This is a genomic window from Candidatus Zixiibacteriota bacterium (assembly GCA_017999435.1).
Lineage (GTDB): Bacteria > Zixibacteria > MSB-5A5 > GN15 > FEB-12 > JAGNLV01.
On the sequence record JAGNLV010000001.1, the window covers coordinates 577,882 to 594,327 of the forward strand.

The 16,446-nt window shown below is 66.2% G+C and carries 12 protein-coding genes; 5 read left to right on the forward strand and 7 right to left on the reverse strand.

The genetic code is table 11. The features are described from left to right. Window positions 1-2: 2 nt before the first annotated feature. The 7 genes from KA261_02560 to KA261_02590 all read right to left on the reverse strand — a co-directional run bounded on the left by KA261_02560 (window position 3) and on the right by KA261_02590 (window position 9,873). Complete coding sequence (locus tag KA261_02560) at window positions 3-1,883, reverse strand: DUF3857 domain-containing transglutaminase family protein (GenBank protein MBP7696668.1); 1,881 nt, start codon at window positions 1,881-1,883, stop codon at window positions 3-5. Further along, window positions 1,880-3,823, reverse strand: a complete 1,944-nt coding sequence (locus KA261_02565; protein ID MBP7696669.1) for a DUF3857 domain-containing protein — start codon at window positions 3,821-3,823, stop codon at window positions 1,880-1,882. Before KA261_02565 ends, KA261_02560 begins: the two co-directional genes overlap by 4 nt. Before the next feature lie 243 nt (window positions 3,824-4,066). Continuing rightward, window positions 4,067-5,410 carry a S41 family peptidase gene (locus tag KA261_02570; protein MBP7696670.1) on the reverse strand — a complete coding sequence of 448 codons (1,344 nt, stop codon included), beginning with the start codon at window positions 5,408-5,410 and terminating at the stop codon, window positions 4,067-4,069. A 41-nt stretch (window positions 5,411-5,451) separates the two neighbouring features. Continuing rightward, complete coding sequence (locus KA261_02575) at window positions 5,452-5,946, reverse strand: MarR family transcriptional regulator (GenBank protein ID MBP7696671.1); 495 nt, start codon at window positions 5,944-5,946, stop codon at window positions 5,452-5,454. A gap of 258 nt (window positions 5,947-6,204) precedes the next feature. Next, on the reverse strand, window positions 6,205-7,137 hold the full coding sequence (locus KA261_02580; protein MBP7696672.1) for a hypothetical protein: 933 nt from the start codon (window positions 7,135-7,137) through the stop codon (window positions 6,205-6,207). Between the two features lie 361 nt (window positions 7,138-7,498). Then, on the reverse strand, window positions 7,499-8,539 hold the full coding sequence (locus KA261_02585; protein ID MBP7696673.1) for a radical SAM protein: 1,041 nt from the start codon (window positions 8,537-8,539) through the stop codon (window positions 7,499-7,501). Beyond that, entirely contained in the window at window positions 8,536-9,873 is a 1,338-nt protein-coding gene (locus KA261_02590) for an SPASM domain-containing protein (protein ID MBP7696674.1), read from the reverse strand. The genes KA261_02585 and KA261_02590 overlap by 4 nt, the downstream gene beginning before the upstream one ends. 790 nt (window positions 9,874-10,663) lie before the next feature. On the opposite strand from KA261_02590, the gene hppD reads away from it, so the two are divergent. From hppD to KA261_02615, 5 genes are all read left to right on the forward strand, one after another. Next, window positions 10,664-11,809, forward strand: a complete 1,146-nt coding sequence (gene hppD / locus KA261_02595) for a 4-hydroxyphenylpyruvate dioxygenase (GenBank protein MBP7696675.1) — start codon at window positions 10,664-10,666, stop codon at window positions 11,807-11,809. 34 nt (window positions 11,810-11,843) lie between these two features. Continuing rightward, window positions 11,844-13,007 (forward strand): homogentisate 1,2-dioxygenase, encoded by a 1,164-nt coding sequence (locus tag KA261_02600; GenBank protein MBP7696676.1) that lies wholly within the window; start codon window positions 11,844-11,846, stop codon window positions 13,005-13,007. 110 nt (window positions 13,008-13,117) lie between these two features. After that, on the forward strand, window positions 13,118-14,266 hold the full coding sequence (locus KA261_02605; GenBank protein ID MBP7696677.1) for a histidinol-phosphate transaminase: 1,149 nt from the start codon (window positions 13,118-13,120) through the stop codon (window positions 14,264-14,266). Next, on the forward strand, window positions 14,263-15,294 hold the full coding sequence (locus KA261_02610; protein MBP7696678.1) for a fumarylacetoacetate hydrolase family protein: 1,032 nt from the start codon (window positions 14,263-14,265) through the stop codon (window positions 15,292-15,294). Before KA261_02605 ends, KA261_02610 begins: the two co-directional genes overlap by 4 nt. A gap of 16 nt (window positions 15,295-15,310) precedes the next feature. Next, window positions 15,311-16,306 carry a flavin reductase family protein gene (locus KA261_02615; protein ID MBP7696679.1) on the forward strand — a complete coding sequence of 332 codons (996 nt, stop codon included), beginning with the start codon at window positions 15,311-15,313 and terminating at the stop codon, window positions 16,304-16,306. The last annotated feature ends 140 nt before the right edge of the window (window positions 16,307-16,446 follow it).

Below are 16,446 nucleotides of genomic sequence, written 5' to 3' on the forward strand. Positions count from 1 at the left end.
GCTCACCGGCCCGCCGCCCCCGAAGCTGTCAACCGTATCGGCTCGCGCTCCCTGGCCTGCCGCTTCTTCAGATACTCCGCGAACGTCGGCAGCTCCCCGACCTCGACCACCGACCCTAAGCAGGCTGCCTCCATCGTCAGCCGCACCGCCGCGCTGTCCGCGGCGGCGGCCGTCCGCCGCCAGAACCCGTGGCCGCAGGCGATCGAGTCCGCCCCCGGCCCTTCCGCCGTCGCCGTCCCCATCGAGGGCCAGGTCACCGTCACCTCATCCGTCATGAGCTGCGGAACCTCCAGGTCCACCGGGTAGCGCCGGGTCGCAAAATCGAGAGCGCGCACTTCCGCAAAGTCCCGGTACACCGCCGGCTGCACATAGGCCGTCCCCTTGACCAGGTCGACCGGCCGCTCCGACACCGCCGCCACGCGCACCGCGACCCCTCCCCCCGAGTCCGCCGGCCTCCTTGTCAGTGACGCCTCCGTCACCCGATAGCCGCCGTTGTCGCCGGTCAGCAGTTGCCCCACCATCAGCCTCCGATCCTCGCTATCCGACGCTGTGAACATTGCTTCCAGCCATAGCGCCGGGACCCCGCACAGCTCCCACTCGGCGCTGAGATTCACCCGGTAGTCCGCGCCGATCGCCAGATGCGTCCGCCGCGCCCACACGTTGTCCTCCGCCTTCGCCGCCGGCGTCCGCACGAGAACGCCCCCGCTGTCGGTCACCAAAAGCACCGGCATCCCCTGGTCACCCAACGGCAGTTGGCCGAAGGGACAGAGGTCGCAGGTCGGGTCCATCCACAGCGTGTCCCCGTCGATCAGCGCCGCCGTGATGACGTGGTTGAAGTCGAAAGTGGGGAAATCGGGATCGATGGGCGTTGCCCCGCGTGTCGAGATGAGCGCCGGGTACGCCGCCACCCCCGCCTGCCGCAGGTACGACACCAGCAGCGTCGTCATGTCCTTGCAGTCGCCATAGCCGAGCTTCTGCGTCTCGGCGGCGGCGTGGGGTTGCCACCCGCCGATCCCGATCGACACCGCCACGTACCGCGTGTTCCCGGTGACGCGCTCATAGGCCTCGCGCGCCATTTGCCGCACATCGCCCGCCGTCACCCCGGCCTTCCATGCGAGATACCGGTCGGCCGCGAGCGTCCGGTACCAGTTCCCCACTTCGCGCCACGAGAAACCGCTGTAGGCGCTGTTCTCCAGGCGGAAGGCGTGCGGCGAAAACGCCACCCGCCCCGGGTACTCGGCCTCCGGCGGAAGCTGCGATTCGTTCGGCAGCGGCGCCAGATTCCCCGCCGCAAACTCGTATAATGTCTTCTCCCCGGTCCGCACCACCCGCGGCGTTATGGCCAGCCCGTACACCTTGTAGTGCAGCGGCGGTTCGCTCGGCGCCGTCACCTGGCAGAGCGCACGCACCACCGGCAGGTAACTCTGCATGGCCGCGCCCCGCAGGAAAAACAGCGACTTCGAACGCACCGCATACTCGTACTCAATCGTATAGGGGTAGGCCGGGCCGGGAAGGTCGAGGGAGTACGTGCAGTTGGAGGAGTAGAGCGCGTACGACGGCCCGAATCCGCAGGTCCGGAACATATCCTTCAACTTCCGCTCATAAACCTTCTTCCCGTCCGCCCGGTAAACGCTCGCCCGGAAATCCTCGATCTGATTGAACTGGTCGCCGCTGACCGCCACCCCCGCGAACTTGTCGCCCCGGGCATTGAGGATGACGAGACGCGCCCTTACCCGATGCCGCAGCCCATTGGCCTCCACCTCGGTCACCCACTGCCGGTTCTCGAAATACCCGCCCCGGTCGTCGGCCTCCGCCGGCGCCGCCGCGGCGTCGCTCCATCCCAGCAGCCCCGCCGCCAGAAATCCCCACACCCGCCGGTTCACAAGCCCTCCTTGGCCGTCGTGAACACCACCTGTTCGCCCAGCGCGGACTCCACTCTCTGGAAAAACAGCCGCACCATCATGTACTCGTCGACCTCGAAGAGCGGGCGGCTCACCGTGAACTTGCTGTGCACCTGCGCCGCCTGCCCTTCCGACGACGACTGCCGTTCGTAGAGGAGACCTTCGTAGGCGAAGGACGTATCCGGGGGGAGCTGGCTGACCGTGGAACCCTCCGGCCCGACAATGCGCGCGATCGCCTGGTAGGTGAAGGCGTGGTTGAAATTGACCGGGAAGACGCGCCGTTCGCTCTCGAACGGATTGCGGGAAAACATGGTCGCCGGGCAGTTCACCGCGAGGTGGTCGTCCAACCGCCGCCCCGCCCCCTCGACCGCGTAGCCGGTCATGACGCGCAGCCGCCCCAGCGAATCCAGCGTCGCCTCAAAACTCCCCCGCCGGTAGCCGGGCGCATCGACATTGAGAATGTCGCGGTCCAAAAAGTCGTTCGCTTCCCGCGTCTCGTAGCGGCGCCCGTAGTTGCTGCACAGATAGCCCGTGAAAAGCGCCGAGGTGGAGCAGGCGGCGTTCCCCTCGGCGTCCATCCGGTAGACGATCAGGTCGATGCGGCTCGACGGCGGGTCGTTCGTCACCACTTTCACCAGTTCCGATTTGTCCCCGTCCAGCAGCAGGCCGATGTCCGTCCGACAAACCGGCGGCAGCGTGCCGTAGGCATTGTACTTCGTGGTGGCGTCGAGGTAAATTCCCCCCTGCTCGACCTCGGCGAAAATGATCATGTGCGAGAACTGAAGGGGATCGACCCAAGTGGGCTCGAACGCCGCGACGTCCCGCGTGCAGATCATGATCGGCCAGGCCCGGATCCGCTCCGACCGGAGCATCGCCAGCAGCAGCAGGTTTTTCTCGCCCGCGGTGCCGAACTTCTCCCGCCACAGGCCGGCCAGGTTGTCATGGTGGAAACCGTCGTCGAACCCGTCCTGCCGCGTCTCGATCGTGCTCACGGCAAAGCTGTACAGAGCTTTCGATTTGTCATAGTCCGTCTTCAGCCCCTTCACGATCTCCCGCAACCTCTTCTTGAAATCCCGCGGCTCGCTGCAATACTCATCGACAACCGCCGTTTCCCACAACTGCCCGATCGTGCTCCACTGCTCGACAGCGTCGGCTACCGTCGCCTTCCGCGACAGGTCGGAGAGAACCAGGCTCACCGCGGGCACATAGTCCCGCTCGAACCCCATGTAGGGCTCGTCTTGCACCGGCAGAACATTCTGCACCCGCCACGTGAACCGCTTCTTGGCCTTCATGTCGGTGCCGGGAAGTTTCTCGACCACGGGATTCCCTGTTCCCGCAGGCAGGTTGTGCGCCCGGTATTGATACTGCGGCCCCACCGGGACCTCAAGGACATATTCCGTCTCCAGCGTGTACACCTCATGGCTGAACGGAATCGTTTCCCAGCGGATGTAGCTTCCCCCCCACACCTTGTAGGTGAACTCGAGGATACAGCCGCTGTCCGCCTGCGGAAATGCAAACGTGACGATTGTCGTCGAGCCCGCCTTCCTCGTCAGGAAATCCTTGTCGTTGACCTTGAACACCTGCCCGTCGGGAGTCACCGTGTGCGCACAGAGGTCGCTGACATGGTCCTTCTCCGAGTGCCCGAACGACCCATTACCGATCTCTTCCGCCCCGGCCTTGTTGAACGCTTTCATGCGCACGTGCCGCCGCAGCTCGAGCTGGGGGGAGAACTCGCCCTGCGGGATCGTCATCGACCGGTACACCCGGTCGAAGATCACGACCGCGTTCGCCTCGGGATAATCCGCCGGGGGACCGATCTGCCACTCGGCTTCGGCAATCTCCCCGTACTCCGGTCCCGCGCCGGCCGCACTCCCGCACAGCGCCAGCCAGACCGCCGCCGTCACCAGCATCGCTCTCCTCATGGAAACCTCCGTCATGAGTCCTTCGCCTGCGTCCTACCCTTGTTCGCTCTGGAGATCCGTCTCGGCCGTACAGCCCTGCGCCGGCGCGATCCGCATCCCGCACTCCGGTCGTCACGCCCAACTCACGCCCATAGCCTAGGCAACGGAGAGTCCGGAGTCAAGGATCATTTTACGGCCGCGCCGGCGGCAAAAAAAAGGCCGCCGGGAAATCCCGGCGGCCTGCCAATCTGCTTGCCGCCCCCCTCACGTCCGTTCGTTCCGGTCCACCTGCCCCCCTTCGTAATGCCCTTCGACCGCCACGATCCCCCCGCCTGCATCCCGCACAAACTTCAGCCGGAAATACGGGATGTCCGCAAACATGAACAGGTCCCCGCCCATTGGCGTCATCCGGAATTTCGGATTTCCCTCGCGCTGGTACACCAGCGCGCCGTTCTCCAGCGCGATGCGCCGGGGTCCGAAATCGCCGACATATTCCTGCAGCGCCGCGGCCTCGAGCGTCACCGGGTTCCGCTGCGCCTCCAGCCCGTCGATTTGCCAATCGTAGGTCGCGAGCAACTGCTCGTCCCCGCACTCCGCTTTCAGCTTCCGGTAGGCCTCCAGAAGCGCGACCTCGAGCGCCCGGTCGGCTGCGCACGCGATGTCCGGTGCGATCCCCGTCCCTTCCCAATTCGTCCCCGAAATCGGGTTGATCGCCCGCCCGAACGGCACCCTCACGCCCACCTCGAGGTTCGGAAATCCGTGCGTCGCCACCGGGTGCGCCCCACCGCCCGTGGTCTCCCCGACAACCGTCGCCCGCTTCAGATTCTTCAGATTGTACGTAAACTCTTCCGCCGCCGAAAAGGTGCCCCCCGAGGTGAGCACGTACAGGGGGACGTCGGCCATCTTCTCGCCGTCGACATAGCTCGTCGTCCAGAACTGCTGCAGCGAGTCCGTCTCGCGTACATAGAACGTATTCAGGTGCACCTGGTCCTTGAAGAAGTAACTCGTCAGAATCTGGATCATATCCGGGCTGCCCCCACCGTTGTCGCGCAGGTCGATAATGAGCGCGTCGGTGTGAGCCAGAAAATGCATCGCCCCGACCGCCGTCGCCCGCGCTTCCGGCAATCCGCTGAAACCGTCCAGCTTCAGGTACCCCACGTTGCCCGGCAGTTGTTCGGCTTTGCGGAACCCGAAATTGTCCAGCCGCGCCCGGCGCAGCTCCTCGGCCGCCGTGGGACGGTTGATCGTGTCGAGCATCGCCTCCAGTTGCGCCCGCGGGACATACCGCAGCCCGAAATGCCGATCGTGGCACACCGTCAGCAGATCCTCCGAAAGCCCCCGCGCGAACGTCCCCACCGTCGCCAGCGTGTCGTACGCCCCCTTCTTCAACTGCCGGCGCGCGTGCTCCCCCATCTTCTTCGCGACGTCCGGGAAGACGTAGTAGCGGTCGAGCGCCGCCGTCACGCTGTCGATGATCTCCGCTTTGACCGTCCGGTCGATCGCCGGCCCGGTGTCGTCGGGATCCGCCTGCGCCCCGGCCTCCGGCCCGCCGGCGAACACGGCAACCGCCGCCCACATCATTGCAGCCCACAACGCCTGAAACTTCATCGCTCACCTCCGCACTTCGGATGTTGGTCGTGCGGGAGCCGTTACGGAAGAATTCCCTCCCGCCGAAGTCTGGTCATGACGCGCTCGTACATGCTCGTCTCGTCGAGCTGCCGCTCCAGACGCCGGAGCGCCTCAAGGATGTCGCTCCCGTCGGTGCTCCCGAGCTCGGTCGAAGCGTCCGCGATCACCGCCCACACCGGCTCCAGCGCCCTGACCGTCTCCCGCCCGCGGTCGGTCAGACTCAGCAGCCGCCGACGGTAGTCGCCGGGGTCGCGGGTGGACCGCAACAGTCCGCGCCGCGTCAACTGCCCCGCCACCTGGTTGATCGCCGGATGAGTCAGCCCCAGATCCGTCGCCACCGTCGTCAGCGGCGCCTCGTTGTGGTCCTTCAGGTAGTACACGACCGCAAACCAGCGCGCCTCAAACTCGACATTGAGCTCCCGGTACACCTGTGACACATCCCTCTGGAGGCGGTCCGCCAGTCGGCGCAGCCGGGTCGCCAACGCCAGCGAGCCGAGTTGTTCGATCACGTCCATTGTCTTCGGGCTCCCTCTATCATCCGAGTGTACGTAAGTGCTTACATAATTGTTTCGCGGATGCGTGCGATGACCATCGCACCGACCTGCCTTCAGGATGGCTCAATCTACCACTCCCCGTTTCGCACTGCAATAAGGAAAAAGGTTCTTTCGATCGCCCACCCCACCGGCTTGAGATAGGAAGGGCCGATCGTCCGATTGCGGGCGGCCGCCCGTCTCTTTCGACTTCCGAAGCTGTGTCTCCGCGCGGTCCGGGGTCTAGCACGGCGCCGGCGCCGGCCCCCCGCGGAAGAGGTACCCGACGAGAAGCGTTAGGTCCGAAACACTCACATCACCGTCGGGATCGCCGTTGACGTTGGCCTCTTCCCGACACGGCGGCTCCACTCCCCCGCGGAACAGGTACGACACGGGGAATGTCAGATCCGCCACGTCGACTTTGTCGACGGGATCCCCGTTCACATTCCCGGCGCCGCCGACGCAGCAGGTAGTATCGCAGCCGAAATCTATCTCCGCTTCAAATACGAACACGTAGTCCGTTCCAACGGCCGAGCTGAGCGTCCACCACGCGTCGCCGTCGAAGTACTCTGACCGGTTCTCTCCCGAGTGAGGACCGGTCGCCTCATCGCTGCACAGCGATACGGTATCTCCGGCTACCGCCGGCGAAACGCGCAGGGTGAGGTGGTAGGTCTCTCCCTCGCTGAAAACCAGGCTGCTCGGCGAAAAATCGGCCTCGATCCAGCCCAGGCCGGTGGTGGGCAGGGAGGCGTTCGGAACGGTGACCGCGGCCAGCTGAGCGCCCGGCAGCCCCGTACCGTCATCCTGATACACCACCACCTCCACATCCGGCGAGCCCGCCATCTGTGGCCCATACAGCAGCGCCCGGACCGTCACAAGAGTACAGACCGAGACCCCCTCCTGATCGAATCGCTCGCCGAACTCCTCGACCCCCTCTTGCGGCAACCTCCAGACGACATACGCCGTTGATTCCTCGTCGTAATAGTAGACCGTAGGACAACCATCCTTCTCGATCGGCGTCACATCACTTGCCGCCAGCCGCACCTCCTGAAAACTTGGAGCCGAACCTGCCCCTTCCTCAGCGACAGCCGCCGCTGTCCACGACAGACTCACCACCGCGGCCGCCATGGTCACGACAGCCGCAAGAGCCCCCGCAATCTGCGAGTTACCCCTCACATGACACCTCGTCTCGTTGAGAACCGCTTCGGACCGACACTTCGTCACCCGCTCGGGCAACGTCCGTCGAACGTCCGCCTCATCGATCTTCCCGGACTCCAGGTGTAACGATGAACTTCCCTGCGTCGTCTGAAGGGGCCAACTGTTTCCGACCAACGTCGGCTTTGCCGCCGATCATGTTCCGGCCGGGAGACGACCCTGCCCGAGATGTCATTCGGAGTCCCGGCTGAAGGCAGTTGTCACACGATGTTGAGTTTCAACGAGGGTCTGCTGCAGCGATAAAGCTGTCTCGATTTGCCTTGCTTGACGATATCGCGGCAAGTCTCTATTGTCAAGCGCCTTCTGTGGCTCTCTTCCGTCCCTATCGCCGCACCGCGGCCCGCTCCCGCGCCGCCAGGTACAGACACAGCGGGTGCGCCGCGTCGAGATCGCCGGTGTGGACGAAGGCCCCCGCCCGGCACGCCCCCCGGCAGGCTGAGAAATTGTCGCACGATCGGCAGGGCTCTTTCACCCGCTCCCGCGGATACCGCGACATCGCCGACATCTCCGGCGAATGCCAGATCTCCGGCAGGGGCCGTTGCCGGATATTGCCCACCCGGAACCGCCGGTGCGAGAGCGCCGTGCACGGGTAGATGTCGCCGTTCCCCTTCAGGTAGAACGTCTCCACGCCGGCCGTGCACTGGTGGAACCCGAACGTCGGCGGCACCGGCCCCCAGGCCACGTCGAAATCAATCACCATCGACGCATCCTTCTCCATCGTCTCGGCGAACTCGAGCAGGCGCTGCACATCGGTGAACCCCAGCCGGCTCTTCACATCGCGGCGCCGCCCCCGCCCGGCCGGCGTGTAGCCGCAGAACCGCACGGCGTCGACCCCCCCCCGCTTGGCCAACTCGACCATCCGCGCGCCGTCGTCCATATTCTCCTCCCCGATCAGCATGGCGAGAAACACCCGCGCTCCGAGCTCTTTGCAGACGCGGATCCCCGCGACTATCTTCTCGAACTGGGCCTCGTCCGTCCCCCGCATCCGCGTATTCCGCTCGGGCGTGGATCCGTCAAGGCTGATCTGGAAAGCGCGCAGGCCGGCCGCCACCAGTCCCTCCGCCCGCCGCCGGTCAAGCAGCACCCCGTTGGTCGTGATGTTGCAGTTGATCCCCCGCTCCCCGGCGTAGGCGGTCAGTTCCTCGAGGTCCTCCCGGAGGAGCGGTTCCCCGCCCGTCCAGCCGATCATGCGCACCCCGATTTCCGCCATGGCCTCGATCACCCCCTTGCAGACCTCCGTCCCCATCTCGTCGTGGGGCCGCGTCCGGGCCGCCGTGTAGCAGTGCGGGCAGCGCAGGTTGCACTGGCTGGTGATCTCCCACCCCGCGATGATGTAGGGGGTGCCGCCGGGCTCGGCGCTCATTGGTCCGCCCCTGTCGGCGCCTGCACCTGCGCCTCATACGACACGGCCACCATCCCCGGGAGATTATATTTCCAGGTCACGCACTCGCCGCGCTGCTCCCCCCGTTTCTCCTTGGCCCGCAGCGGGCAGCCCCCGGCGCAGAGCGGGAGAACGGCGCAGGCCCGGCATTCGCCCAGGGCGTAGGGATCCCAGTCGCGGTAGCTTTTCGCGTTGGCCGCCTGGTAGTCCTCCGGCGCCGTCTGAAGAAGACTCCCGATCGACCGCGCCGGATCGGTCGACAGCTCCTCCCAGCACCGGAAGAGATACCCCTGCGGCGAGACCACGTAGTGCGTCTCCGACAGCGCGCTGCAGTACCCCGCGCCCCCGAGCGCCTGCGGGTACTCCACCTGGCGGATGCCCCGCCGGAGCAGTTGCCGGTAGAGCTCCACCTGCGTCCGGGCGAACTCCTCGTCCGTGTAGCACCGGTCGCGCGTGTCGCTGCAGGCCGCCCCGGTCGACCGCACCTGCGCAAACTGCACCTTCACGCGCGGCAGGATCCCCTCCCGGTCCAAAAGCGCCATCACCTCGCAGGCCGAATCGATATTTTCCTTGTCCATGTTGATGCGCACGTTGATGTCGAGAATCCCCGCCGTCTCGCGCAGATTCGCGATAATCCGCTGAAACGTCCCCTTGCCGCTGCGCAGCTTCCGCCGGGCATCGTGCACCCCCTCCGGACCGTCGATCGTCACCTGCGCCCGTTCAATCCCCAGCTCTTTCAGCCGCTGCGCCGCCGCCCCGTCGAGGAGGTAGCCGTTGCTGATGATCGACCCCGGGATCACGTTGGCCCGCCGTTTCGCCGCCAGCTCCAGCAACTGCCGCTGCAGCCGCTCGACCAGCGGCAGGCAGAGCGTCGGCTCCCCGCCGAACCAGCACACGCGCAGCATTTCCGACCGCACGAGTTGCCGCTCGGCGAACCGCAGCAGCGCCTCCTGCACCTCCGGGCTCATCGTCACCGCCGAACGCGATTCAAAGCAGTAGTCGCAGGCAAAGTTGCACGCCAGCGTCGGCGCAATCGTCAGCGTCAACACCACCCCCCCGAGACGCACCTGCTTGGCCGCCGACCGCAGCGCCCCGAACTGGTCGATCCCGTCGGGAATTAAAAACCCGCCCGCCTGCAGGCAGGCCACGAACTCCGCGTCCTGCGCGCTCGCGGACAGGCCCGGGTCGGCGAGCAGCTCCTGGACCCGCCCATAGTGCTCCGGCTCGATCTCGGCCAGCGCCCCCGAATAACTGTTGTAGGCCAGGATGATCCCGTCCCGGGCCGGGATGAAGTGATTGTACGGCGACGGCTTCACGGCGTCCTCTCACAATGCTGTCGGGTTGCCCCGCCTGTGCTCATGTGACGCTGCACCGGCCCCGATGGCCGGTGCAGCTTCGACTCAAACGGCCGTTCTCACCACACTCCGCAAATGATCTTCAACGGACCATTCACCTTGCAGATGATGTAGTGCGGCCTCTTCACCATCAGATCGTTGGGCAGTCTGATGAGCTTCATATGCACCTCCTTCTTGGAGTTATTGCTTCCCCGCCCCGGTCGGTCTGGCCGGCGCGGGACCTCAGGCCACTGTCAGTTATCGCGAACCGAGCGCCGCTTCGCACCGTCGGCGCGACGCCCTCTATCATTTCCGTGCCAACGGGCTGCTCCGGCGGCCGCGTTTGCCGTGCGATTCGTACTCATTAAACTTCCGTGATAATCCGGCCGGCCGATTGAGACGCCGGCCCCGACCTGTCCGCCCTCCCCGCCATCCGGGTACCGCCTCTTCCTCCTCGCCTGGCTTCCCCCGCCAGACGGAATGTTTCCCCTTCTGCCCCGCCCCGAACCAGTCTGTTGACCTTTTAGAATACACTGAAAATAGTCTTGTGTCAAGCCGATAGTCAAACCGGCCGCTCCCTGCGGCCGGCCCCCGGCAGCGGTTTTCCGGGCCGGCCGACCACGCGCGCCGGTGCCCGTTTGGCCGGGAACAATCCCAAGCCTATCCTGTTTTTGCCGTTAGTAGCGGCGCCCGCGGCCCGTGCCGCCGCCCCCGGCGGCCGTCGCTGCGTTGCCGACCCGATCCCGAAAAACCGATAGAGAGGAGACTTGACATGAGCAGCCCGCTCGGTATTCGCGGTTACGACTACGTGGAATTCTATGTCGGCTCCGCCCGCATGACCGCTTTCTGGTTCGCCCGCGCCCTCGGCCTCCAGCTCACCGGCTATGCCGGCCCCGAAACCGGCGTCCGCGACCGCATCTCCTTCTATCTCACCCGCCACCGCCTCAAATTCGTCGTCACCTCCCCCCTCCAGCCCGACACCTGGGACATCTGGGGGTGGATCACGAAGCATGGCGACGGGGTCAAACGCTGGGCGGTCGAGGTCGATTCCGTGGAGGACGCCTTCGCCTACGCCGCCAAACGGGGCGCCGTCATGGTCAAACGCCCCGAACGCATCTCCAATCGCCACGGCTACATCGACGAAGCCGCCATCCGCCTCTACGACGACACCGAACTCGTCTACGTCAACCGCGACCACTACCGCCACATCTTCCGCCCCGGCTTCTGCGAACCCCTCTTCTCCTTCGACGCCGGGCGCGACGACACCGGCCTGCTCGCCGTCGATCACATCGTCGGCAACGTCCGCGAGAACGAGATGAACCTCTGGGCCGAGTATTTCAACAACACCATGGATTTCGAAACCTTCGTCGATTTCGGCCCCGGCGACATCAGCACCAGGTATTCCTCCCTGCTGTCGAAAGTTGTGCGCTCGAAAGACTCAAAAATCCGCAACCCCATCAACGAACCGTACGAGGGACTCAAGAAGTCCCAGATCGAGGAGTTCATCGAGCAGTACCGCGGCTCCGGCATCCAGCACGTCGCCCTCCGCACCGGCGACATCGTCGCCACCGTGTCCGCCCTCCGTCGCAACGGCGTCGAGTTCCTGGCTGTCCCCGACGCCTACTACGACCGGCTCCGCGGCCGCTCCGAGGTCATGTCCCGCCTGCGGGAGGACCTCGCCCTGCTCAAACAGCACGGCATCCTCTGCGACATCGAGAGCGACGGCTACCTGCTCCAGCTCTTCACCAAACCGATCGGCGACCGCCCGACCTTCTTCTTCGAAGTAATCCAGCGCGTCGGCAACAGCGAGGGGTTCGGCAAGGGCAACTTCCAGGCGCTCTTCGAATCCATCGAACTCGACCAGAAACTCCGGGGCAACCTCGAAAAGGACAAAGTGGAAACCGCGCCAATCTGCTGATCGGCGCCTCCCGCTGAAGGAAAGGAACCTCCCGATGCCGTTCTACCATCGTCTCGGCGACCTGCCGCGCGTGAAACACACGACTTTCTACAAGCCCGACGGCGTGTCCCTCTACCGCGAGGAACTCTTCTCCAGCAAGGGCTTCTCCGGCGTCTATGCCACCCGGTACCGCCTCCATATGCCCACCCAGGTGGCCCGCTCGCGCGAGATCCCCTTCCACAAGAACGTCGGCTGGCCCGAGGCCGAGGTCCTCTACTACCACTTCTTCACCGACGACAAGCCCGGCGGCGGCAACTTCATCACCGCCCGCCACATCTTCCTCGAAAACCCCCACACCGTCATCTCGGCCGCCCGCGTCACCGAAGACACGCCGGATTTCTACCGCAACGCCTACGCCGCCGAGTATGTCCTCGTCCACCGCGGCCGCGGCCTCTTCAAGAGCGAGTTCGGCGACATCCCCTTCCTCGAGGGAGACCAGTTCATCATCCCCCGCGCCGTCACCTGGCAGATGAAATTCGACGACTACGCGAACACCAAACTCCTCATCGTCGAATCCGACACCGCTTTCGAGATCCCCCGCGAGTACCGCAACGACTACGGCCAGCTCGAGGAACACGCCCCCTACTGCGAACGCGACTTCAAAGTCCCCTCCGCTCTCGACCCCAAAGACGAACGCGGCGAATTCCGCATCATCATCAAAGCCGGCCGCCGCTACTTCGAACACATCGCCCCCGTCCACCCCTTTGATGTGGTCGGGTGGGACGGCTTCCTCTACCCCTACGCCTTCAACATCCGCGATTACCACGCCAAGGTCGGCCGCATCCACCTCCCCCCGCCCATCCACCTCGCTTGGCGGACCGGCAACTTCGTCCTGTGCAACTTCGTCCCCCGCCCCTTCGACTTCCACCCCCACGCCGTCCCCGCCCCCTATGTGCACTCCAACATCGACAGCGACGAGGTCCTCTACTACGTCGAGGGGGATTTTATGTCCCGCAGCGGGGTGCGCGAGGGCTCCATCACCCTCCACCCAGGCGGCATGCCCCACGGCCCCCAGCCGGGCCGGACCGAAGCCTCGATCGGCAAGCCCGGCACCGACGAATACGCCGTCATGATCGACACCTACGCCCCCCTTCGCCCCACCCTCAACGTGAGAGAAACGCTCGACCCGGCTTACGCCCAGTCGTGGCTGGAACCGTAGGCCAGGGGCGCGCTTGAACCGATCGCCGATTCCGCTGGCGATCGGCCCCCCGAACCATGTATCTTGAGGGATGCGAAATGATGACCGTGCCCACTGACGAGGTGCCTGCCATGATCTATATACCGGAGTACGTCCGCTCCCTCGAACCCTACCGCGCCGGCAAGCCGATTGGCGAACTGGCGCGCGAGCGCAATCTCACCCGCATCGTCAAGCTGGCCTCCAACGAGAACCCGCTCGGTCCCTCGCCCCGAGCGATGGCCGCGGTGCGGGAGGCCGTCGCCGAAATGCACCGCTACCCCGACCCCCGCGCCTGGGAACTCGTCCAGGCTCTCTCCCGCAAGTACCGCATCCGAACCGAACACATCGTCTGCGGCCACGGCACCGACGCCCTCCTCGGCTACATCGTCGCCGCCTTCTCCGAACCCGGCGACGAAGTCCTCACTTCCGACGGCACTTTCATCGGCATCTACGTCAGCACCCTCAAACAGGGCCGCACCCTGCGCAAGGTCCCGCTCAAGGACTACGGGTACGACCTCGACGGCATCCTGCGCGCAGTCACGCCCCGCACCCGCCTCATCTTCATCGCCAACCCCAACAACCCGACCGGCACCATGATCCCGCGCGATGAATTCGAGGCCTTCATGGACAGAGTCCCCGGCGATGTCCTCGTCGTCCTCGACGAGGCCTACTACACGTACGCCGGCGTCTTTCCCGACTACCCCCAGGGCGTCTCGTACTGGTACGACAACATGGTCGTGACCCGGACGCTGTCGAAGTCCTACGGCCTCGGCGGGCTCCGCGTCGGCTTCGCGGTCGGCCTCAGCCACATCATCGAGGCCATTTTCAAGGTCCGCTACCCCTTCGAGCCGCACCACCTCGCCCAGGCGGCGGCCATCGCGGCTCTCGACGACGACGAATTCCTCGAGCGCACCGTCCGCACCAACACCGCCTCGCTCGCCCGCATGAGAGAGGCGTTCGCCGGCCTCGGCATCCGCCAGATCGACACCTACGCCAACTTCATCCTCCTGCTCATGCCCTCCCAGGCGCTCGCCGAGGAGTTCTACAGCCGCTGCCTCGAACAGGGCCTCATCGTCCGCCCCGTCGCCCCCTACGGCATCCCCAACGGAATCCGCATCAACTCCGGCACCGACGACGAAACCGCGTTCGCCCTCGACGTTATCGCCGGCGTGTGGGCCGAGCTGCAGCGGACCGGGCGGCTCGGCAGCGACGACACGCCGCCGCGAAGGGTTCCCCGATGAGACTCGTTTCTTTCCGCACCGCCGAACACCCCGAGCGGCTCGGCCTCGTCCACGCCGACCGCGTCTACGACCTGGCCGCTGCCGCCTCGGCCCTCGGCCGCCCGCTCCCCTCGACCATGGCCGAGTTCCTGACCGGGGGCGAAGCGGCGATGGCTTCCGCCCGCGCCGTCCACGAGGCCGTCGTCGCCGGCGCCGCCGAGCCGCTCCCCTCCGAAGGGGCGGCGCTCCTCGCCCCCGTGCCGCACCCGCCCTCGTGCCGTGACGGATACGCCTTTCGCCAGCATGTCGCCACCGCCCGCCGCAACCGCGGTGTCCCCATGATCCCCGAGTTCGACCAGTTCCCCGTCTTCTACTTCACCAATCACCGCTCGATCGTCGGCCCCGGCGACGTCCTCGTCGAAACCGATCACCTCGTCGGCCTCGATTTCGAGCTGGAATGCGCGGTCGTCATCGACCGCCCCGGCCGCAACATCCGCGCCGAGGAGGCCGACCGCTGGATCGCCGGTTACACGATCATGAACGACTTCTCCGCCCGCACCCTCCAGATGGAGGAGATGAAATTGAATCTCGGCCCCGCCAAGGGCAAGGATTTCGCCACCGCCATCGGCCCCTGGCTGGTCACCCCCGAGGAACTGGCGGACCGCCGCCTCTCCACCCCCGGCGGCGCCGCTTACAACCTCCGCATGACCGCCCGCCACAACGGCCGGCTCGTCTCCGAGGGCAACCTCAGGGACATGACCTGGACCTTCGCCGAAATCATCGAGCGCGCCTCCTACGGCGTCGACCTCTTCCCCGGCGATGTCATCGGCTCCGGCACCGTCGGCACCGGCTGCTACCTCGAGCTCAACGGCACCTGGGCGCTGGCGGCCGCCCAGCGCGGCGAGTCTTTCACCCCCGTCTGGCTGCGCGCCGGGGACACGATCGAACTCGAGATCGAGCGCCTCGGCGTCCTGCGCAACCGCATCGTGAAAGCCGACCGGGACTACTCCATCCTCGCGCGCAAGAAGACTTCAGCCGCGGCCCCGTGACCGCCCGCACACCGGTATGCTCCATTTCGAACCGAAAGATCTCCCTTCGCCACAGGTCCACCGCTACCTGCTGGGCGGCGTCGGCCCCCGCCCCATCGCCCTCGTCTCCACCATCTCCCCCGACGGCGCCGTCAACCTCTCCCCCTTCTCGTTCTTCAACGCCTTCGGCGCCAACCCCCCGATCGTCGCCTTTTCCCCCGCCCGGCGCGGCCGCGACGGCTCGCTCAAGGATACCTACGCCAACCTCGTGGCGACCCGCGAGTGCGTCGTGCAGGCCGTCACCTACGCCATGGTCCACCAGGTCTCCCTCGCCTCCGCCGACTACCCGCCCGAGGTGGATGAATTCGTCAGGAGCGGCCTCACCCCCGTCCCCTCCGACCTCGTCGCCCCGCCCCGGGTGAAAGAGTCCCCCTTCCAGATGGAGTGCCGGCTGCGGCACATGCTCGAGCTGGGCGGCCTCCCGGGCTCGGGCAACCTCGCCGTCTGCGAGGTCGTCAAGTTCCACATCGCTGAGGACGTCATCCGCGACGGCGTCATCGTCCCCGACCTCATCGACCTCGTCGGCCGCCAGAGCGCCGACTACTACGTCCGCGCCGCCGGCGCCGCCGTCTTCGCGGTCCCCAAACCCCGGGGGCGCGGTATCGGCGTCGACTCCCTCCCCGCCTTCATCCGCGGCTCGCACCTCCTCTCCCCCAGCCACCTCGCGCGCCTGGCCGGGGTCGAGGCGATTCCCGACCCCGACGCCGCCGTGTGCGCGGTCGAACAGCTCGCCGCCCCCGCTCCCGCGGAGACCGCGGGCCCCGGCCTCGAGGTCTCCGAGTCCGCGTTCTTCCGTTTCGAGCAGCGCGGCGACTACCCCGCGATGCTCCGCGCCGCCGTGCTGCTCCAGCGCGCCGGCCACCCGAAAGCCGCGGCTTTCATCGAACGCGCCGCGTGCGCCGCTCTCGACCGCGGCGACGTCTCCTTCGCCTGGAACGCGCTCCTCTATCTCGGCCGCCTGGGCCGCGCCTAGCCGCCGCCGGCTCCGGCCAAAAAATCGATTGATATAATCCATTTTCCGTGAACCCGTCGCCCCCGCCGGGTGTTCTGTCAGGCGGACGCCGGGCGCGCGGCCGCGCCCGCCCGGCCGGCACTGAGGAGAACCGCTGTTGG

What these genes read in the sequence shown, in the direction of transcription:
- KA261_02565 (MBP7696669.1), bottom strand. Translation starts at nt 3,823, where the DNA reads ATGAGGAGAGCGATGCTGGTGACGGCGGCGGTCTGGCTGGCGCTGTGC.
- KA261_02570 (MBP7696670.1), bottom strand. Translation starts at nt 5,410, where the DNA reads ATGAAGTTTCAGGCGTTGTGGGCTGCAATGATGTGGGCGGCGGTTGCC.
- KA261_02575 (MBP7696671.1), bottom strand. Translation starts at nt 5,946, where the DNA reads ATGGACGTGATCGAACAACTCGGCTCGCTGGCGTTGGCGACCCGGCTG.
- KA261_02585 (MBP7696673.1), bottom strand. Translation starts at nt 8,539, where the DNA reads ATGAGCGCCGAGCCCGGCGGCACCCCCTACATCATCGCGGGGTGGGAG.
- hppD (MBP7696675.1), top strand. Translation starts at nt 10,664, where the DNA reads ATGAGCAGCCCGCTCGGTATTCGCGGTTACGACTACGTGGAATTCTAT.
- KA261_02600 (MBP7696676.1), top strand. Translation starts at nt 11,844, where the DNA reads ATGCCGTTCTACCATCGTCTCGGCGACCTGCCGCGCGTGAAACACACG.
- KA261_02605 (MBP7696677.1), top strand. Translation starts at nt 13,118, where the DNA reads ATGATCTATATACCGGAGTACGTCCGCTCCCTCGAACCCTACCGCGCC.
- KA261_02610 (MBP7696678.1), top strand. Translation starts at nt 14,263, where the DNA reads ATGAGACTCGTTTCTTTCCGCACCGCCGAACACCCCGAGCGGCTCGGC.
- KA261_02615 (MBP7696679.1), top strand. Translation starts at nt 15,311, where the DNA reads ATGCTCCATTTCGAACCGAAAGATCTCCCTTCGCCACAGGTCCACCGC.